The sequence below is a fragment of the Tepidimonas sp. HKU77 genome (assembly GCF_049728535.1).
Classification (GTDB): domain Bacteria; phylum Pseudomonadota; class Gammaproteobacteria; order Burkholderiales; family Burkholderiaceae_C; genus Tepidimonas.
The window spans coordinates 2,664,622-2,682,736 of sequence record NZ_CP187300.1 but is presented as its reverse complement, the minus strand read 5'-3'; the positions used below and the strand labels follow the sequence as shown (position 1 = coordinate 2,682,736).

Genomic DNA, 18,115 nt, shown 5'->3' with positions numbered 1-18,115 from the left:
AACGATAGTCACCATCAATGAATGGACGCCCGCCACGCGCGGGGTGTCCAGGTGACCTTGCCCGCGAGTTCCGGATCCCATAGCTGAGACCGTTACGCAGCCTGCCTTTTCTGGGCGGCAAGCCAAGCCCGTTCGAATTGCATCGGACTGACATAGCCCAACGACGAATGAAGCCGCCGGTGGTTGTAGAACGTCAGCCAGTCGACGATCTCGTCCATGGCGTCGCGCCGGGTCTTGAAGCGTTTGCCGTGCAGCCTGCCCACCTTGAGCGAGCCCCACAGGCTTTCCGTGGGCGCATTGTCCCAGCAGTTCCCCTTGCGACTCATCGAGCTGCGCATGCCGTAGCCGGTCAGCGCCTTCTGGAAGTCGGCACTGCAGTATTGGCTGCCGCGATCGCTGTGGCATATCAGTCCCGGCGGCGGATGGCGGCGGAACCAGGCCATGTGCAACGCGTCAATCACCAGCTCGCGCCGCATGTGCGGCTGCATCGACCAGCCCACGACCTGGCGGCTGAACAGGTCGATGATCACCGCCAGGTACAGCCAGCCCTCGTCGGTGGCCACATACGTGATGTCGCTCGTCCACACGGCGTTCGGCGTGGCCGGCTTGAACTGCCGATCCACAAGGTTCGGCGCCACCGGCAGCTTGTGGTTGCTGTCGGTCGTAGCCTTGAACTTGCGCTTGCCTCGGGCGCGGATGCCGTGCAGGCTCATGAGCTTGCGAACGCGCTCCTTACCCACCCGAATGCCGCGTGCCAGCAGTTCCTTCCAGATCCGCGGCCAGCCGTACTCGCCACGCGTTTCGGCATGGATCGCTCGGATATGAACCAGCAGAGCATCGTTGCTGATCCCACGTCGTGGTCGTGCCTGGCGCACACGGTGGTCGTGGTACCCACTGGGGCTCACCCCCAGAACTGCGCACGCCACCGACACGGGCCAGCGCTTGCGGTTACGCTCGATCCAGGCGTACTTCACCCCCGCTCCTTCGCGAAGTACGCCGTCGCTTTTCCCAGGATGTCGCGCTCCATCTTGACCCGCGCCAGCTCCGCGCGCAGCCTGGCGATCTCCATCTGCTCTGGGCTCACCGGCTTGCTTCCAGCCCCCGCCAGACGACCGTCTCGGTCCGCACGGATCCAGTTGTGCAGCGTCTGTTGCGCAATGCCCAGGATCTTCGCCGTCGCCGCCATGCTCTGGCCAGCCTTGACCAGCCTGACCGCTTCCAGCTTGAACTCCAGCGTGTAGCGCGCTCTCGTTGCCTTCGTCACTTCCGTTCTCCTTGCCTGTATTCAACCACTCAGCAAGGGATCCGGTTTCCAGGGGCAAGGTCAAGGTTACATGATTAGCAATTTTTATTTGAGCAACGCCAGCACGTCCCGAAAGCGAGAATGGCGCGCGTCGCGCAGCCACTCGAACCCCACCATCTCGACGGTCACCAACTCCACCCCACTGCTGGCCAACCGGTCGAACGCGGCGTCTCGGTCCCGCTCCCGACGCGACCCACAGGCATCGGTCACGACCCACACGTCCAGCTCGTGCTCGAGCAGACCGAGCGCTGTTTGCAGCAAGCACACGTGCGCCTCACAACCGGCCAGCACGACCGTCTGGCGCGCGGGGACTGCGGGCTTTTGCAGGTGTTTGGGCAGGCTGCGTGCGTTGCCCGTGGGGCGCACGGGCGCCTGCAGCGCCGCCAACAGGCCGCTGTCACAGGCATCGAACGCGGTTTTGGCAAACACCTGCCGGCAGCGGCTGCGCAGCTCGGCGGGCAACGCCCCCAGGCGCTCGGGGGCCTGCTCTGTGCCCCACACCGGCACATCCAGCAACTGGGCCAGCTGGGCCAGCACGGTAGCCCGCTGCAGCACGTCATCGCCGTGGGCGATCGCGGCCATCAAACGGGGCTGGTAGTCCACCAGGACGAGCTGGCAGTCGCGTAGATCCAACAACATGGGGGGTTTTCCTCGCTGATGCGTGGGCGGCCATTGACGAGCCGCACCATCTGGCCGTAATGTCACCGCCATGACCAGAACGAGCGGTTATTCGGCACCGTGTATGCGATCGTCGGCACGCAGCAGGCGCTGGGCGGCCGTGCTCGCGTTGATCGCGGCCAGTGGCTGGCTGCCCGTCGCCGAGGCCCGCGATCCTATCATGGAGCTGCTGGCGGCGCGGGGGGTGGTGCCGTCTGCCGCCGCAGCCGCGTCGGTCGTGGGCGAGCCCATCGGTGATTCCGAGGGCGGCACGCCCAATGCCTCGACCCCGGGTGTTTTCCGCCGAGATGACGAGCCGGGCCGTCGCTCTGCCGCACTGGTCTATGCGATGGCGTATGTCGGTGTCCCCTACCAGCGGGGTGGCACCGGGTTCGAACAGGGCGTGGACTGCAGCGGCTTCGTGCAGGTGACGTTTTGGGAGAGCGCGGGCATCCGCCTGCCACGGCGCTCGGTCGAACAAGCCCAGGCCACGCAAGCGATCGAGCCCGACGCGCTGGAACCCGGCGACCTGGTGTTTTTCAACACCCAAGGGCAGTCGTTCAGCCACGTCGGGATCTACGTGGGCCAAGGGCGCTTCATCCATTCCCCACGTACGGGGGCGCAGGTGCGGCTGGAACGGCTCGACGACCGCTACTGGCGCTCCCGTTTCGACGGGGCGCGGCGGGTCATTGGTGGCGCGGCCAGCGGCTGACGGCGACCGCTGGCCACACCCGGCCCCGGTCAGTCATGCCGCAGCGGCAGCGGCCTTGCGCAAAATGTCGTACAGCTCGTCCTTGAGGCGCAGCTTCTCTTTCTTCAACGTTTCGATCTGCTCGTGCGTCGCAGGCTCGATGCCCTGCTCCATGCGCTGGATGCGTTCGTCCAGCTCGTTGTGCTTGTCGAACAGACGCGTGAAATGGTGGTTGTGGTGCTTGAGTTTGCTGATCAGGTCGCGGTACTCGGGGAACATGATCTCTCCTGTGTCAGTGGTCAACGATCGATGGATCAACTGTAACCGAGCCCAGCGCACCTTCCCGGCGAAGGCTGCCAGCAGTGGCGCGCTTTTTGACGCAACGCAAACCGCCCCGCCCCAGGTACAGCGCTCGCCACAGCCTCATCCATCGCGCCGAACACAGTCAGCGAAGTAGCGCTTGCCACCATCGAACGTCTCTTCGATGACCAGCCCATGGATGTCGGTCTCGAACCCCGGGCAGCGTTCGTTGAACTCGCGCGAAAACTTCAGGTAGTCCACGATGCGGCGGTTGAACACTTCACCCGGGATGAGCAGCGGAATGCCAGGCGGATACGGCGTGATGAGGGCAGTGGTGATGCGCCCCTCCAGCTCGTCGATCGGCACGCGCTCGGTGTTGCGGCGCGCGATCTGCGCGTAGGCGTCACTGGGCTTCATGGCCGGCGTCAGATCGCTCAGGTAGATCTCGGTGGTCAGCCGCGCCACGTCGTAGCGGGCGTACATCTCGTGCACGAACTGGCACAGGTCGCGCAGACCCATGCGCTCGTAGCGGGGCTGCTTGCGGCAGAACTCCGGCATCACGCGCCACATGGGCTGGTTGCGGTCGTAGTCGTCCTTGAACTGCTGCAAGGCGGTGAGCAGCGTGTTCCAGCGGCCCTTGGTGATGCCGATGGTGAACATGATGAAAAACGAGTACAGGCCTGTCTTTTCCACCACCACGCCGTGCTCGGCCAAAAACTTGGTCACGATGCTGGCCGGGATTCCCGTGGGCGCGAAGTCGCCCTTGAGGTTGAGGCCCGGCGTGATGATGGTGGCCTTGATGGGGTCGAGCATGTTGAAGCCCGGCGCCATGTCGCCGAAGCCATGCCAGGCATCTTCGCCGTCGGCGGTCTGCACGCCGGCGGCATCGGTGCGCTTGAGCACCCAGTCATCGGCACGGCCAATGCCCTCTTCCGCCAGCTCCTCCGGCCCCCAAACCTGGAACCACCACTCGTCAGGTCCGAATTCGGCATCCACCTTGCGCATGGCGCGCCGGAAGTCGAGCGACTCGGCGATGCTCTCCTCCACCAGCGCCGTGCCTCCCGGCGGCTCCATCATCGCGGCGGCCACGTCGCAGCTGGCAATGATGCTGTACTGCGGGCTGGTCGAGGTATGCATCAGATACGCCTCGTTGAACAGGTGGCGATCCAGGCGCTGCGTTTGCGAGTCCTGCACCAACACTTGTGACGCCTGGCTGATGCCGGCCAGCAGCTTGTGGATGGACTGCGTGGAGTACACCACCGAATGTTGCGGCCGTGCGCGCTTGCGCCCCATGGCGTGGAAAGTGCCATAAAACGGGTGAAACGCCGCGTGCGGCAGCCACGCCTCATCGAAGTGCAGGTTGTCCACGTAACCGTCGAGCAGCTGCTTGATGGTCTCGGTGTTGTAGAGCACCCCGTCGTAGGTGGATTGGGTCAGCGTAAGGATCTTGGGCCGCACGCTGGCGGGATCCACGCCTTGCAGCAAGGGGTGCGCCGCAATCTTGGCGCGGATGCTGTCGGGCTCGAACTCGCTGCGCGGAATCGGGCCAATGATGCCGTAGTGATTTCGCGTGGGCTTGAGGAACACGGGGATGGCCCCGGTCATGATGATGCTGTGCAGGATGGATTTGTGGCAGTTGCGGTCCACCAGCACCACATCGCCTGGCGCCACCGTGTGGTGCCAAACCATCTTGTTGCTGGTGCTGGTGCCGTTGGTGACGAAGAAACAGTGGTCGGCGTTGAAGATACGCGCGGCGTTGCGCTCGCTCTCGCCAATGGCGCCGTTGTGGTCCAGCAGCTGGCCCAGCTCCTCCACCGCGTTGCAGACGTCGGCGCGCAGCATGTTTTCACCAAAGAATTGGTGAAACATCTGACCCACGGGTGTCTTGAGAAACGCCACCCCACCCGAATGCCCAGGACAGTGCCACGAATACGAGCCGTCTTCGGCATAGTCCAGCAACGCCTTGAAAAAGGGCGGCTGGATGTACTCCAGGTACGCCTTGGCCTCGCGGATGATGTGGCGCGCGACGAACTCCGGCGTATCCTCGAACATGTGGATGAAGCCGTGCAGCTCGCGCAAAATGTCGTTGGGCAAGTGGCGGCTGGTGCGCGTCTCACCGTACACGTAGATCGGCACTTCGGCATTCTTGCGTCGCACCTCCTGGATGAAGGCGCGCAGGTTCTGCACCGCCGGGTCGTCTTCCGGGTTGCCGCTGATTTCCTCGTCGTCGATCGACAGAATGAAGGCGCTGGCGCGGCTTTGCTGCTGGGCGAACTGGCTGAGGTCGCCGTAGCTGGTGACGCCCACCACGTCGAAGCCCTCGGCCTCGATGGCCTGCGCCAGCGCCCGGATGCCCAAGCCCGAGGTGTTGTCGGAACGGTAGTCTTCGTCGATGATGACGATGGGAAAGCGGAATTTCATGGGGCGCAAGTGTACGAACAACCGGTGGGCGGCGGATGACTCCACACGAGAAAATAATGAACGGCGTCACGCAGGCGTTGTATAACCCAAACACGCGCTCGGGGTTCATTCACCGCGCACTGAGGCAGCGAAGGACCTGATCATGGCAGATTCGACGGTATGGTGGCTGCTGGCCGGCGTGGCCGTCGCGGCCGAGCTGACCAGCGGTACATTCTTCTTGCTCATGTTGGCCCTAGGGGCCGCCGCCGGTGCACTGGCCGCGCATGCCGGTTTGGGCTTGAGTGGGCAGCTCGTGACGGCGGCACTCGTCGGCGGTGGCGCGGTGGCAGTATGGATGCGCTGGCGCCGCCGCCACCCCAAGGGCCCCGCGCCACAGTCCGACCCCAACGTGGTGCTCGACATCGGCCAGATCATCCACGTGCCCGCCTGGAATACCGATGGCACTGCCCACGTGCGCTACCGCGGGGCGGACTGGGTGGCCCAAGCGGCTGCTGGAACGTCACCATCACCCGGCGCCTGGCGCATCACCGCCGTCATCGGCAATCGCCTGGTCGTCGAGCCTGCCTGACCCCATCGGCACTTTTTCTCACACCGGAGGCTTTATGGAAATCGCTTTCCTCCTACTCGTCATCGCCGTGATCTTCGTGGCCAAGGCCATCAAGGTCGTGCCACAGCAAACCGCCTGGGTCGTCGAGCGCCTCGGGCGCTACGACCGCACGCTGGCGCCAGGCTTGAACTTCGTCATCCCGTTCATCGAAAAGGTCGCCTACAAACACAGCCTCAAGGAAATCCCGCTGGACGTGCCCGAACAGATCTGTATTACCAAGGACAACACCCAGCTCAAGGTAGACGGCATCCTGTACTTCCAGGTCACCGACCCCATGCGTGCCAGCTACGGCTCGTCCAACTACGTGCTGGCGATCACGCAGCTGGCTCAAACCACCCTGCGCAGCGTCATTGGCCGGCTGGAGCTGGACAAAACCTTCGAAGAGCGCGAGATGATCAACGCCCAGGTGGTCAACGCCATCGACGAAGCCGCGCTGAACTGGGGCGTGAAGGTGCTGCGCTACGAGATCAAGGATCTGACGCCCCCCGCCGAAATCTTGCGCGCCATGCAGGCGCAGATCACCGCGGAGCGCGAGAAAAGGGCGCTGATCGCCGCCTCCGAGGGCAAGCGGCAAGAGCAGATCAACCTGGCCGAGGGCGAACGTGCGGCGTTCATCGCCAAGTCCGAGGGCGAAAAGCAAGCCGCCATCAACCAGGCGCAGGGCGAGGCTGCCGCCATCCGCGAGGTGGCCGAGGCCACCGCCCAGGCCATCGAGCGCGTGGCGGCGGCCATCCGCCAACCTGGTGGTGAGCAAGCGGTGCAACTGAAGGTCGCCGAAAAGGCTGTCGAGGCCTACGCCCGCGTCGCACACGATGCCGACACGACGCTCATCGTGCCCAGCAACATGACCGAAGTCTCGGCCCTGATCGGCTCCGCCATGAAGATGGTGGGTACGGTCAAGACCAACTGAGCCGCGGTGTACAATGCGCGGCTGCCACGGAGAGATGGATGAGTGGTTTAAGTCGCACGCCTGGAAAGCGTGTAGGGGTTAACAGCCCCTCGGGGGTTCGAATCCCCCTCTCTCCGCCACGAATCCGAAATCACGTCAGCCGGGTATCCACCTCGCGCCGCTGCAGCGCCAGGTACTCGCGGGACTGCATTTCGTGCAGTCGCGAAACGGTACGCGGAAACTCGTGCGCCAGCGGCCCTTCGGTGTAGAGCTGCTCCGGCGGCACGGCCGCCGAAACGATCAGCTTGACGCGGCGATCGTAGAGCACGTCGACCAACCAAGTGAAGCGCCGGGCTGCCGACGCCATGTTGACCGGCATGTGCGGCACATTGCTCAACAGCACGGTGTGAAACTGGGTGGCCAGTTCCAGATAATCGTTTTGTGAGCGTGGGCCGCCACAGAGGGTGCGAAAGTCGAACCACACAACGCCCCCCGCGCGGCGAATGGCGCGGATCTCACGCCCCTCGATGCGCAGCACGGGGTCTTCGTCGTGCGCCTCGGCCAGTTGCTCGAAGGTCGCCTCCATTTCGCGCTCGGTGGCCTCGCCCAACGGTGTCAGGTACAGCCGCACGTGCTCCAGCGTGCGGCGCCGATAGTCGATGCCGTGGTCGACGTTGACCACCTCCATCGTGCGCTTGAGCAGCTCGATGGCCGGCAGGATGCGATCGCGGTGCAGGCCGTCCGGGTACAACCCATCCGGATGAAAGTTGCTGGTCGTCACCATCCCGATGCCGTATTTCTGCAGCGCCTCCAGCAGCCGATGCAGGATCATGGCGTCGGTCACGTCGGCCACGTGAAATTCGTCGAAGCAGATGAGTCGGTAGCGCACCGACATCTGCCGAGCCAGCGCGTCGAGGGGGTCGACCGTGCCCTGCAGATTCGTGAGCTCGCGGTGCACCTCCCGCATGAACTCGTGAAAATGCAGCCGCGTCTTGCGCCGCAGGGGCACGGCGTTGTAGAAGCAGTCCATCAAAAAGCTTTTGCCGCGCCCTACCCCGCCGTACATGTACACGCCGCGCGGGATCGGCAGGCGGTTGATCAGCTTTTTGAGCGCATTCGAGCGCCGCTGCTTGAAGTGCGCCCACTCAGCGGCGCAACGCTCCAGCGCCTGCACCGCGCGCAGCTGCGCCGGGTCACTGTGGTAGCCGCGTGCGGCCAGCTCCGCCTCGTAGGCGCGCCGCACCGGCCCCCACGAGGGGTCCGGTGCCGGCGCTTCGGCACGTGCCTGCATCGAACCACCCGCTCAGAAATTGAGCGTGCGCTTGTCCACGGCCAAGGCGGCTTCTTTGGTGGCCTCGGACAGCGAGGGGTGGGCGTGGCAAATGCGGCCGATATCCTCGGCACTGGCGCGAAACTCCATCGCCACCACGGCTTCGGCGATCAGTTCGGAGGCCATCGGCCCCACGATGTGCACGCCCAGGATCTCGTCCGTGGTGGCATCGGCCAGCACCTTGACCATGCCGGTGGTGTCACCCAACGCGCGCGCGCGGCCATTGGCCAGGAAAGGGAACGTACCCGCCTTGTACGCGCGCCCGGCGGCCTTGAGCTGCTGCTCGGTCTGTCCCACCCAGGCAATCTCGGGGCTGGTATAGATGACCCACGGAATGGTGTTGAAATTGACGTGGGGGTGCTGACCCGCGATGCGCTCGGCCACGGCCACGCCCTCCTCCTCGGCCTTGTGCGCCAGCATGGGGCCGCGCACCACGTCGCCCACGGCCCACACGCCAGGCAGGTGGGTGCGGCACTCGCCGTCCACCACGATGGCGCCGCGCTCGTCGAGCTTCAGACCCACGGCCTCGGCATTGAGCCCTGCCGTATGGGGCACGCGGCCGATGGAGACGATGAGCTTGTCGGCCTCCAGCGTCACCGCCTCGGCCTTGGCGTTGGTGTAGGCGATGCTGACCCCCTTGCGGGTCGTCTTGACCTCGCCGACCTTGACGCCCAGCTCGATCTTGAGGCCCTGTTTATCGAACGCCTTCTTGGCCTCCTTGGCAATCTGTTCGTCGACCGCGGCCAGGAAGGTGGGCATTCCCTCCAGAATGGTGACCTCAGCCCCCAGGCGGCGCCAGACCGAGCCCATCTCCAGCCCGATCACACCCGAGCCGATGATCGCCAACTTTTTGGGTACCGCACCCAGGCGCAGCGCGCCGTCGTTGGACAGGATCTTGTCCTCATCGAACGGCACGCCAGGCAGCGCCCGGGCGCTGGAGCCGGTGGCAACGACGACGTGCTTGCCCACCAGAGTCTCGGTCTGCTCACCGCTGACGGCGATTTCGTAGCCGCCCTCCACTGCCCGCACGAACGAGCCGCGCCCATGGAAGAACGTAACCTTGTTCTTCTTGAACAGGTAGAGGATGCCGTCGTTGTTTTGCTTCACGACCGCATCCTTGCGCGCGATCATCTTGGCCACGTCGATCTTGACGGGGCCGGTACTGATGCCGTGCTCGGCGAAGTGGAGCTGCGCGTGCTCGAAGTGCTCGGACGACTGCAGCAGTGCCTTGGAAGGGATGCAGCCAACGTTGGTACAAGTGCCGCCCGGGGCGGGGCCGCCGGCGGCGTTTTTCCATTCGTCGATGCAAGCCACTTTGAAGCCGAGCTGCGCCGCGCGGATGGCGGCGATATAGCCGCCGGGGCCGGCGCCGATGACGACGACGTCAAATGCGTGTGCCATGTGTCACTGCTCCGTCGCGTCAAATGTTGAACAGCAGGCGCGCGGGGTCTTCCAGCGCTTCCTTCATTGCCACCAAGCCCAGCACGGCCTCGCGCCCGTCGATGATGCGGTGGTCGTACGACATGGCCAGATAGTTGATCGGACGGATCACGATCTGGCCATTTTCGACCACAGGGCGCTCCTTGGTCGCGTGCACGCCCAGGATGGCCGACTGCGGCGGGTTGATGATGGGCGTGGACAACATGGAGCCGAACACACCGCCGTTCGAGATAGAGAACGTCCCGCCGGTCATCTCCTCGATGCCCAGCTTGCCTTCTGCCGCGCGCTTGCCAAAGTCGGCGATCTTTTTCTCGATCTCGGCAAAGCTCAACTGGTCGGCATTGCGCAGGATGGGCACGACCAGACCGCGCGGCGAACCCACCGCGATGCCGATGTCGAAGTAGCCGTGGTAGACGATGTCGTTGCCGTCCACGCTGGCGTTGAGGATGGGGAACTTCTTGAGCGCGTGCACCGCGGCCTTGACAAAAAAGCTCATGAAGCCGAGCTTGACGCCGTGTTCTTTTTCGAAGCGCTCCTGGTACTTCTTGCGCAGCTCCATGACCGGCGCCATGTTGACCTCGTTGAAGGTGGTCAGGATGGCGTTGGTGGCCTGCGACTGCAGCAGGCGCTCGGCGATGCGGGCGCGCAGACGCGTCATGGGCACGCGCTGTTCGGGCCGGTTGGCCAGATCGGCGGGCAAGCCAACCGGCGCGCTGACGGGGGGCAGCACACGAGTGGGCGCCCCCGTGGGGATGGCGGCCGCCGGGGCCGCCGCCGCGGCGGGCTTGGGCGCCGCCACCGCCGCCAGCACGTCACCCTTGGTGACGCGACCATCCTTGCCGGTGCCGGCCACAGAGCCCGGTGCCAGGCCATGGTCGGCCATCAACTTGGCGGCAGCAGGCATCGCCACCCCGACCATACGACCGCCCTCCGCGGCAGGCGCGGCGGCAGCCGGCGCCTGCGCTGCGCTCGGGGCCGGTGTCGCGGCGGGCGCGGCCGCCGGTGCCGCGGCGGCTGCCTTGCCCTCGGTATCGACGCGGGCGATCACTTGCTCCGACACGACCGTGCCGCCGTCACCGACCACGATTTCGGCCAGCACACCGGCAGCGGGCGCCGGCACTTCCAGTACGACCTTGTCGGTCTCGATTTCGATCAGGATCTCGTCGGCAGCCACGAGGTCGCCGACCTTTTTCTTCCACTGCAACAGGGTGGCCTCCGCAACCGACTCCGACAGCTGCGGCACTTTCACATCAACGATGGCCATGGTGTGTTCTTCCTCGATCAATGCTTGAAAAGGGGGATGACAGGACCGGCGCACCCACGACGGCTCGGGCGCGCCATTGCGCCGTGACGTCTCACTTGGTCAGGATGAAGCCCTTGAGTCGGCCGAAGGCGGCTTCGACCAATGCCTTTTGTTGCTCCTGGTGCAGGTGCGCGTAGCCCACCGCCGGCGACGCCGATGCGGCGCGGCCCGCGTAGCCCAGGCGCTGGCCGTCGAGCATGTTTTCGTGGATGTTGTGCTGCACGAAAAACCACGGCCCCTGGTTTTGCGGCTCGTCCTGGCACCACACGATGTCGGTGGCGTTGGGGAAGCGCTTGAGCTCGGCGGCAAAGGCCCGATGGGGGAACGGGTAGAGCTGCTCGATGCGCACGATGGCGACGTCGTCGGCCCCCTTTTCTTCGCGTTTTTTGGTCAGGTCGTAGTACACCTTGCCCGAGCAGACGATGACGCGCTTGACACGCTGCGCGTTTTTGATCACGTCGGCGTTTTGCTCGGGGATGACGGTCTGGAAGCCCCCCTTGGTGAACTCGGACAACGGCGACGCCGCGTCCTTGTGCCGCAGCAGCGACTTGGGTGTGAAGACGATGAGCGGCTTGCGCAGGTTGCGCACCATTTGCCGGCGCAGCACGTGGAAAATCTGGCTGGCTGTGGTGGGCTGCACGATCTGCATATTGGTGTCGGCAGCCAGCTGCATGAAGCGCTCGATGCGCGCCGAGCTGTGCTCGGGCCCCTGTCCTTCATAGCCGTGCGGCAGGAACAGTGTGATGCCGTTGACGCGGCCCCATTTGACCTCGCCCGAGGCGATGAACTGGTCGATGACGACCTGCGCCCCGTTGGCGAAGTCACCGAACTGCGCCTCCCAAATCACCAGCGTGTTCGGGTCGTTGGACGCATAGCCGTATTCGAACCCGAGCACCGCTTCCTCGGACAGGATGGAGTCGATGACGACGAACGGTGCCTGGTTGTCGGCGACGTTTTGCAGCGGGATGTAGGTCCCTTCGTCCCACTTCTCGCGATTCTGGTCGTGGATGACCGCATGGCGGTGCGTGAACGTACCGCGGCCGCAGTCCTCACCCGACAGCCGCACGCCGTAGCCACTGGCGACCAGGGAGGCAAACGCCATATGCTCGCCCATGCCCCAGTCGACGGGGATCTCGCCGCGTCCCATGGCGGCGCGGTCGGCCAGCACCTTCTTGACGAGCTGATGCGGCGTGATGTTGTCCGGTACCGTGGTAATGCGCTCGGCCAGGCGTTTCCACTCCGACAACGGGATGGCAGTGTCGGCCGCGTCGGTCCACTTCTTGCCAAGGAACGGCGTCCAGTCCACCGCGTATTTGCTCTTGTAGTTGGTCAGCACCGGATCCACGGTACGGCGCCCTTCATCCAGCATGGCACGGTACGCCTTGACCATTTCGTCCGGCCCTTCCGGCGGCAGGATGCCCTGCGCCACCAGCTTGTCGCCGTAGAGCTTGCGTGTGCCGGGGTGCTGCGCGATCTTTTTGTACATCAGCGGCTGGGTCAGCGACGGCGTGTCTTGCTCGTTGTGGCCCAGCTTGCGGAAGCACACGATGTCGATGACGACGTCCTTGCGGAACGTCTGGCGGTATTCGATCGCCAGTTGCGTCGCCAACACCACGGCCTCCGGATCGTCACCGTTGACGTGCAGCACCGGGGCTTCGATCATCTTGACGACGTCGGTGCAGTACAGCGTCGAGCGGCTGTCGCGCGGGTCCGAAGTGGTAAAGCCGATCTGGTTGTTGATGACGATGTGCACCGTGCCGCCGGTGTAGTAGCCGCGCGTTTGCGCCAGTGCCAGCGTCTCCATCACCACACCCTGACCGGCAAACGCGGCGTCGCCGTGCACGAGTACCGGCAGCACTTGGTCGCCGCGCTTGTCGCCGCGCCGGTCCATACGCGCGCGGGCCGATCCCTCGACCACGGGGTTGACGATCTCGAGGTGCGACGGGTTGAACGCCAGGCTCAGGTGCACCGGGCCGCCAGGTGTGGAGACGTCGGAACTGAAACCCTGGTGGTACTTGACGTCACCGGCCGGCAGGTCTTCGGGCGCCTTGTGTTCGAACTCGGCAAACAAGTCCTTGGGCATCTTGCCCATGACGTTGACCAGGACGTTGAGGCGCCCGCGGTGGGCCATGCCGATCACGACCTCCTGCACGCCGGCAGCGCCCGCCTGCTGAATGAGCTCATCCATGGAGGCAATGAAGCTCTCGCCCCCTTCGAGTGAGAAGCGCTTTTGCCCGACGTACTTGGTGTGCAAGTAGCGCTCCAACCCTTCCGCCTTGGTGAGGTTTTCCAGGATGTGCTTCTTTTGTTCGGCGGTGAAGTTGGGCTTGCTGCGGATGCGCTCGAGCTTTTCCTGCCACCAGCGCTTTTGCGCCATGTCGGTGATGTACATGTACTCGGCGCCGATCGTGCCGCAGTACGTCTCGCGCAGCGCGTTGAGCAGCTCGCGCAGCGACATCGTCTCCTTGCCAAAGTAGGTATTGGAGACGTTGAATGTGGTTTCGAGGTCGGCGTCGGTGAAGCCGTAGAACGAGGGTTCGAGCTCGGGGATCTCGGGGCGCTCGGAGCGCTTGAGCGGATCGAGGTTGGCCCAGCGCACGCCGATGTTGCGGTAGGCCGCGATCAACTGCTGGGTAGCCACCCGCTTGCGCGCGATGTCGGAATCCGCCCCCTGGGCCGCCACGGGCTGCACGACGCCCTGCTTGGCCATCTCGGCAAACGCCGCGATCACCGGCATGTGCGGGATGTCGCGAGCGTCGCTGCCATCGACCGCCGGCACGTGCTGCAGCGCATCGAAGTAATCGCGCCACGATTCGGGCACGCTGGTAGGGTCGGTGAGGTATTTCTCGTACATCTCCTCCACGTACGGCGCGTTGCCGCCAAAGAGGTACGAGTTGCCATTGAAGGCCTGGTAGACGCTCGTCGTCTCGCTCATGGAATCGCTGACCTCCGTCTCCCTGCAGGAGACTTGCTGGTTGGAACAACCTTCCGCGACACGGCTGAACCGGTTGGCGGACGCGACAGTGACACTGGAAGGAACTGTGCAGGCCGCATTGTGCCACCAAAGCTCGCGGGCCTGTCAAAAAAAAGACAACTTTTCCCGCCGCCAACGGCTCCAGCGGGTATCGCAATCGTCAAGTTCGCCGCGGTGACAGCCGCTGCTCGGCCGGCACACCCCCCGGCTCATCGAGCTCGATCGCGATCTGCGTGCAGACGGTGCGACACAGGGCAACTGCCTGCTCGCTCTGAACCCGGTAGTAGACCTGGGTGCCCTCTTTGCGCTTGGCCAAGACGCCCGCGCGGTACAGCAGATTGAGGTGCTGCGACAGGTTGGGCTGCGTCGTGTCGATTTCGGCCAATAGCTCCGACACCGACTTCTCCTTGTCGCACAGGGCGTTGAGGATGCGCAGCCGGGTCGGCGTGGCCAAGATCCCGAAAAGCTCGGCCGCTAGCTCGAAAACCCGGTTTTTGTCGACGATGGCGTCGGTATCAGTCGATGTTTGCATCTTGAAGCAACAGGTCGGATCGTTTCGATCATACCCACGAATCGCACAAACACCAACAACATCAGACCAGGCACACGTGCACTGTGGAAGTCACCGTGAAAGACCAGGGCCGCACGCGCCGGTACATCGCCCCGCGTCACGCGATTCAGCTATCTTCTACTGGACGCACGATAAAACCGGCATATGACCTATGCGCGTCCCAATGGCCGTGGTAGACCTTAGGTGTCAGGTCCCGGACGATTACGTGGTTTGAAGATGAAAAGATCGGGGCGTTGAGCGTACCACTTTTTCAAGGCCTCCAGAGGTGTTATGTGTCCGATTGCCTTCTGGGGTAAATGATGGTTGTACAGCCAAACATAACGGGTCAAGGTAGTCTCGAGGTCCTCGGCGCTGTTGAAGTGATGGGTGGCAAGGACCTCGGCAATACGGCCGTTGAAGCGTTCGACCATGCCATTGGTCTGAGGGTGTCTGGGCTTGGTGAGGCGATGCTCGATGCCAAGGGCCTGGCAGAGCTGATCGAACTCGTGCTTCCCGGACGGTGCGCGCGCGCCTGAGGCGAAGAGGCGATCCGTGAACTCCTTGCCGTTGTCGGTGAGGATGTGCGTGATTCTGACCGGGCAGGTCTTGTGCAAGGCCTTCAGGAAGCTTCTGGCCGCGGCTGCGGTCTTGTTTGGCTTAATCTGGATGAAGACCCAACGGGTGGCGCGGTCAATGGCGACGAAGAGATAACGCCTCTGATGTTCGTCGGGCATCTGCGGCAGGTACTTGACGTCGATGTGCAGGTAGCCCGGCATGTAGGTCTTGAATGGCTTGGAAGCAGGCGCATCCTTGGCTTCACTGGGCAGTTGGGATAGGCCATGGCGCTTGAGCAGACGATACAGCCCAGAACGTGAGGCCCGGGGGTTGATGAACTCCCGTGTGACCACCAGCAGATCGTCAAGGGGTAGCTGGAGGGTCTTGCGCAGCTCCACCACCAAAAGCTCCTGCGCCGGGGTGAGCGTCGTCTGCAAACGATGCGCGGTATGCGGGCGATCTTCCACAAAGTCCCGACGCTTCCAGCGGCGGATGGTGTCTTCGGATACGCCCAACTCGGCTGCCAAGGCCGCAACCGACAAGGACGAGGACTGGATGTAGGCGCGGGTGGCGGGGGTTGTGGTGGCGTTTTTGTGTAGGCGAATAATCATGGTTGAGCGCTCCGGAGGTTGTCGATCAGCTCTCGCATCACTGCGCGACTAACGAAGAGTGCACGACGCGAAGGATCTATGCAATCGTCCGGAACCCTACACTTAGGCAAGCGGGCACGCCTCGTCTCAGCGGCCGCTGGTTCTGAACCAGCCGACTCCGGCCCTCTTTCAGGTGTTTGGCGTCTGAACCAGGTCACGAATCTGCTGCAGGGCGCTGGGATCATCCAACGTGGTCAGGTCGCCGGGGTCACGTCCCTCACACACCGCCTGGATGGCCCGCCGCAGCAGCTTGCCGCTGCGTGTCTTGGGCAACAGGGGGACGAAGCGCACACGAGCCGGCCGCGCCACTGCCCCGAGCTGTTCGTCCACCACCTTCATGATCTCGCCCTCGAGCCGCAGCGCGTCGGCCTCGGTCGCGGCCAGCGTCGGGTCCTTGAGCACGGCAAACGCCATGGCCACCTGACCCTTGAGCGCATCGGCCACCCCAACGACGGCCACCTCGGCGACGGCGGGGTGGCTGGAGATGCTCTCCTCGATCTCGCGCGTGCCCAGGCGATGCCCCGCGACGTTGATCACATCGTCGGTGCGGCCCAGGATGTAGTAGTAACCATCCGCGTCACGCACCCCCCAGTCAAAGGTGCTGTACATCTGGCGCCCCGGAATGCTGGACCAATACGTCTTGACGTAGCGCGCATCGTCCCCCCAGACCGTCTGTAGGCAGCCCGGCGGTAGCGGGTACTGCACCGCGATCACGCCCTTGCGGTCGGGCTCGGAGATCTCTTCGCCGGTGTTTTCGTCGATCAAACGCACGTCGTAGCCATAGACCGCTTTCCCCGGCGAGCCGAATTTGGTGGGAGCGGGCTCGACGCCGTTGCAGATGGCCAGGATCGGCCAGCCGGTCTCGGTTTGCCAGTAGTTGTCGATGACGGGTTTGCCGATCGCCTGCGCCATCCAGGTGGCCGTCGGCTCGTCCAGCGGTTCACCCGCCAGGAACAAGGCGCGCAGGCTGCTCAGGTCGTAGCGTGTCAGGTAAGCCGGGTCCTGTTTTTTGAGCACACGCGCGGCCGTCGGCGCGGTAAACATGATCGAGACGCGGTAGTCCTGCACCAGCCGCCACCAGATGCCGGCATCGGGCCGGATGGGCGTGCCCTCGTACATGATGGTGGCCATGCCATTGATCAGCGGCCCATAGATGATGTAGCTGTGCCCGACGACCCAGCCGATGTCGCTGGTGGAGAAATACGTCTCTGACCTTGCCCCTGGAAACCGGATCCCTTGCTGAGTGGTTGAATACAGGCAAGGAGAACGGAAGTGACGAAGGCAACGAGAGCGCGCTACACGCTGGAGTTCAAGCTGGAAGCGGTCAGGCTGGTCAAGGCTGGCCAGAGCATGGCGGCGACGGCGAAGATCCTGGGCATTGCGCAACAGACGCTGCACAACTGGATCCGTGCGGACCGAGACGGTCGTCTGGCGGGGGCTGGAAGCAAGCCGGTGAGCCCAGAGCAGATGGAGATCGCCAGGCTGCGCGCGGAGCTGGCGCGGGTCAAGATGGAGCGCGACATCCTGGGAAAAGCGACGGCGTACTTCGCGAAGGAGCGGGGGTGAAGTACGCCTGGATCGAGCGTAACCGCAAGCGCTGGCCCGTGTCGGTGGCGTGCGCAGTTCTGGGGGTGAGCCCCAGTGGGTACCACGACCACCGTGTGCGCCAGGCACGACCACGACGTGGGATCAGCAACGATGCTCTGCTGGTTCATATCCGAGCGATCCATGCCGAAACGCGTGGCGAGTACGGCTGGCCGCGGATCTGGAAGGAACTGCTGGCACGCGGCATTCGGGTGGGTAAGGAGCGCGTTCGCAAGCTCATGAGCCTGCACGGCATCCGCGCCCGAGGCAAGCGCAAGTTCAAGGCTACGACCGACAGCAACCACAAGCTGCCGGTGGCGCCGAACCTTGTGGATCGGCAGTTCAAGCCGGCCACGCCGAACGCCGTGTGGACGAGCGACATCACGTATGTGGCCACCGACGAGGGCTGGCTGTACCTGGCGGTGATCATCGACCTGTTCAGCCGCCAGGTCGTGGGCTGGTCGATGCAGCCGCACATGCGGCGCGAGCTGGTGATTGACGCGTTGCACATGGCCTGGTTCCGCCGCCATCCGCCGCCGGGACTGATATGCCACAGCGATCGCGGCAGCCAATACTGCAGTGCCGACTTCCAGAAGGCGCTGACCGGCTACGGCATGCGCAGCTCGATGAGTCGCAAGGGGAACTGCTGGGACAATGCGCCCACGGAAAGCCTGTGGGGCTCGCTCAAGGTGGGCAGGCTGCACGGCAAACGCTTCAAGACCCGGCGCGACGCCATGGACGAGATCGTCGACTGGCTGACGTTCTACAACCACCGGCGGCTTCATTCGTCGTTGGGCTATGTCAGTCCGATGCAATTCGAACGGGCTTGGCTTGCCGCCCAGAAAAGGCAGGCTGCGTAAC

The 18,115-nt window shown here is 64.2% G+C and carries 14 protein-coding genes, 1 tRNA gene and 1 pseudogene; 5 read left to right on the top strand and 11 right to left on the bottom strand.

Translation table 11 applies throughout. From position 1 onward, the window contains the following. Positions 1–92: 92 nt before the first annotated feature. Both ACPP3B_RS13005 and ACPP3B_RS13000 read right to left on the bottom strand, forming a co-directional pair. Positions 93–1,264, bottom strand: a protein-coding gene (locus ACPP3B_RS13005) for an IS3 family transposase (protein ID WP_424859250.1) whose coding sequence is annotated in 2 segments (ribosomal slippage) — positions 93–1,009 and positions 1,009–1,264 — 1,173 coding nt in all. Because the reading frame shifts where the segments join, the coding sequence is not laid out codon by codon here. An 84-nt stretch (positions 1,265–1,348) separates the two neighbouring features. Then, positions 1,349–1,942, bottom strand: coding sequence for an isochorismatase family protein (locus ACPP3B_RS13000; protein WP_299018395.1), 594 nt, complete (start codon positions 1,940–1,942; stop codon positions 1,349–1,351). Positions 1,943–2,081: 139 nt separating this feature from the next. Here ACPP3B_RS13000 and ACPP3B_RS12995 point away from each other — a divergent pair, with 139 nt between their 5' ends. After that, positions 2,082–2,672: a C40 family peptidase gene (locus tag ACPP3B_RS12995; RefSeq protein WP_299018393.1), complete on the top strand. Its 591-nt coding sequence runs from the start codon at positions 2,082–2,084 to the stop codon at positions 2,670–2,672. 33 nt (positions 2,673–2,705) lie between these two features. Here the strand turns inward: ACPP3B_RS12995 and ACPP3B_RS12990 are convergent, their stop codons facing one another. Further along, complete coding sequence (locus ACPP3B_RS12990; protein ID WP_299018391.1) at positions 2,706–2,930, bottom strand: YdcH family protein; 225 nt, start codon at positions 2,928–2,930, stop codon at positions 2,706–2,708. A 144-nt stretch (positions 2,931–3,074) separates the two neighbouring features. Beyond that, positions 3,075–5,372 carry an Orn/Lys/Arg decarboxylase N-terminal domain-containing protein gene (locus tag ACPP3B_RS12985; RefSeq protein WP_424859257.1) on the bottom strand — a complete coding sequence of 766 codons (2,298 nt, stop codon included), beginning with the start codon at positions 5,370–5,372 and terminating at the stop codon, positions 3,075–3,077. Positions 5,373–5,514: 142 nt separating this feature from the next. Between ACPP3B_RS12985 and ACPP3B_RS12980 the strand changes: the two genes are divergently transcribed. From ACPP3B_RS12980 to ACPP3B_RS12970, 3 genes are all read left to right on the top strand, one after another. Then, complete coding sequence (locus ACPP3B_RS12980) at positions 5,515–5,940, top strand: NfeD family protein (RefSeq protein WP_299018387.1); 426 nt, start codon at positions 5,515–5,517, stop codon at positions 5,938–5,940. A gap of 34 nt (positions 5,941–5,974) precedes the next feature. Next, complete coding sequence (locus tag ACPP3B_RS12975; protein ID WP_299018385.1) at positions 5,975–6,889, top strand: SPFH domain-containing protein; 915 nt, start codon at positions 5,975–5,977, stop codon at positions 6,887–6,889. Positions 6,890–6,917: 28 nt separating this feature from the next. Beyond that, positions 6,918–7,008, top strand: a tRNA-Ser gene (locus ACPP3B_RS12970). A gap of 11 nt (positions 7,009–7,019) precedes the next feature. Here ACPP3B_RS12970 and zapE read toward each other — a convergent pair. From zapE to ACPP3B_RS12935, 7 genes and pseudogenes are all read right to left on the bottom strand, one after another. Then, complete coding sequence (zapE, locus tag ACPP3B_RS12965; RefSeq protein ID WP_424859256.1) at positions 7,020–8,159, bottom strand: cell division protein ZapE; 1,140 nt, start codon at positions 8,157–8,159, stop codon at positions 7,020–7,022. Between the two features lie 12 nt (positions 8,160–8,171). Continuing rightward, entirely contained in the window at positions 8,172–9,599 is a 1,428-nt protein-coding gene (lpdA, locus tag ACPP3B_RS12960) for a dihydrolipoyl dehydrogenase (RefSeq protein WP_424859255.1), read from the bottom strand. 19 nt (positions 9,600–9,618) lie between these two features. After that, positions 9,619–10,902 carry a 2-oxoglutarate dehydrogenase complex dihydrolipoyllysine-residue succinyltransferase gene (gene odhB / locus ACPP3B_RS12955; protein WP_424859254.1) on the bottom strand — a complete coding sequence of 428 codons (1,284 nt, stop codon included), beginning with the start codon at positions 10,900–10,902 and terminating at the stop codon, positions 9,619–9,621. A gap of 91 nt (positions 10,903–10,993) precedes the next feature. Beyond that, positions 10,994–13,876 carry a 2-oxoglutarate dehydrogenase E1 component gene (locus ACPP3B_RS12950; RefSeq protein ID WP_424859253.1) on the bottom strand — a complete coding sequence of 961 codons (2,883 nt, stop codon included), beginning with the start codon at positions 13,874–13,876 and terminating at the stop codon, positions 10,994–10,996. Positions 13,877–14,075: 199 nt separating this feature from the next. Next, positions 14,076–14,447, bottom strand: a complete 372-nt coding sequence (locus ACPP3B_RS12945; RefSeq protein WP_424859252.1) for an ArsR/SmtB family transcription factor — start codon at positions 14,445–14,447, stop codon at positions 14,076–14,078. A gap of 218 nt (positions 14,448–14,665) precedes the next feature. Next, complete coding sequence (locus ACPP3B_RS12940) at positions 14,666–15,631, bottom strand: IS481 family transposase (RefSeq protein WP_424859251.1); 966 nt, start codon at positions 15,629–15,631, stop codon at positions 14,666–14,668. A gap of 168 nt (positions 15,632–15,799) precedes the next feature. Further along, positions 15,800–16,891 (bottom strand): annotated as a pseudogene (locus ACPP3B_RS12935) (AMP-binding protein); the annotation flags it as partial. Between the two features lie 51 nt (positions 16,892–16,942). Between ACPP3B_RS12935 and ACPP3B_RS12930 the strand changes: the two are divergent. Continuing rightward, positions 16,943–18,114, top strand: a protein-coding gene (locus tag ACPP3B_RS12930; protein ID WP_424859250.1) for an IS3 family transposase whose coding sequence is annotated in 2 segments (ribosomal slippage) — positions 16,943–17,198 and positions 17,198–18,114 — 1,173 coding nt in all. Because the reading frame shifts where the segments join, the coding sequence is not laid out codon by codon here. Position 18,115 lies beyond the last annotated feature (1 nt).

What these genes read in the sequence shown, in the direction of transcription:
- ACPP3B_RS12975 (WP_299018385.1), top strand. Translation starts at nt 5,975, where the DNA reads ATGGAAATCGCTTTCCTCCTACTCGTCATCGCCGTGATCTTCGTGGCC.
- ACPP3B_RS12945 (WP_424859252.1), bottom strand. Translation starts at nt 14,447, where the DNA reads ATGCAAACATCGACTGATACCGACGCCATCGTCGACAAAAACCGGGTT.
- ACPP3B_RS12985 (WP_424859257.1), bottom strand. Translation starts at nt 5,372, where the DNA reads ATGAAATTCCGCTTTCCCATCGTCATCATCGACGAAGACTACCGTTCC.
- zapE (WP_424859256.1), bottom strand. Translation starts at nt 8,159, where the DNA reads ATGCAGGCACGTGCCGAAGCGCCGGCACCGGACCCCTCGTGGGGGCCG.
- ACPP3B_RS12990 (WP_299018391.1), bottom strand. Translation starts at nt 2,930, where the DNA reads ATGTTCCCCGAGTACCGCGACCTGATCAGCAAACTCAAGCACCACAAC.
- lpdA (WP_424859255.1), bottom strand. Translation starts at nt 9,599, where the DNA reads ATGGCACACGCATTTGACGTCGTCGTCATCGGCGCCGGCCCCGGCGGC.
- ACPP3B_RS12980 (WP_299018387.1), top strand. Translation starts at nt 5,515, where the DNA reads ATGGCAGATTCGACGGTATGGTGGCTGCTGGCCGGCGTGGCCGTCGCG.
- odhB (WP_424859254.1), bottom strand. Translation starts at nt 10,902, where the DNA reads ATGGCCATCGTTGATGTGAAAGTGCCGCAGCTGTCGGAGTCGGTTGCG.
- ACPP3B_RS12940 (WP_424859251.1), bottom strand. Translation starts at nt 15,631, where the DNA reads ATGATTATTCGCCTACACAAAAACGCCACCACAACCCCCGCCACCCGC.
- ACPP3B_RS12950 (WP_424859253.1), bottom strand. Translation starts at nt 13,876, where the DNA reads ATGAGCGAGACGACGAGCGTCTACCAGGCCTTCAATGGCAACTCGTAC.
- ACPP3B_RS13000 (WP_299018395.1), bottom strand. Translation starts at nt 1,942, where the DNA reads ATGTTGTTGGATCTACGCGACTGCCAGCTCGTCCTGGTGGACTACCAG.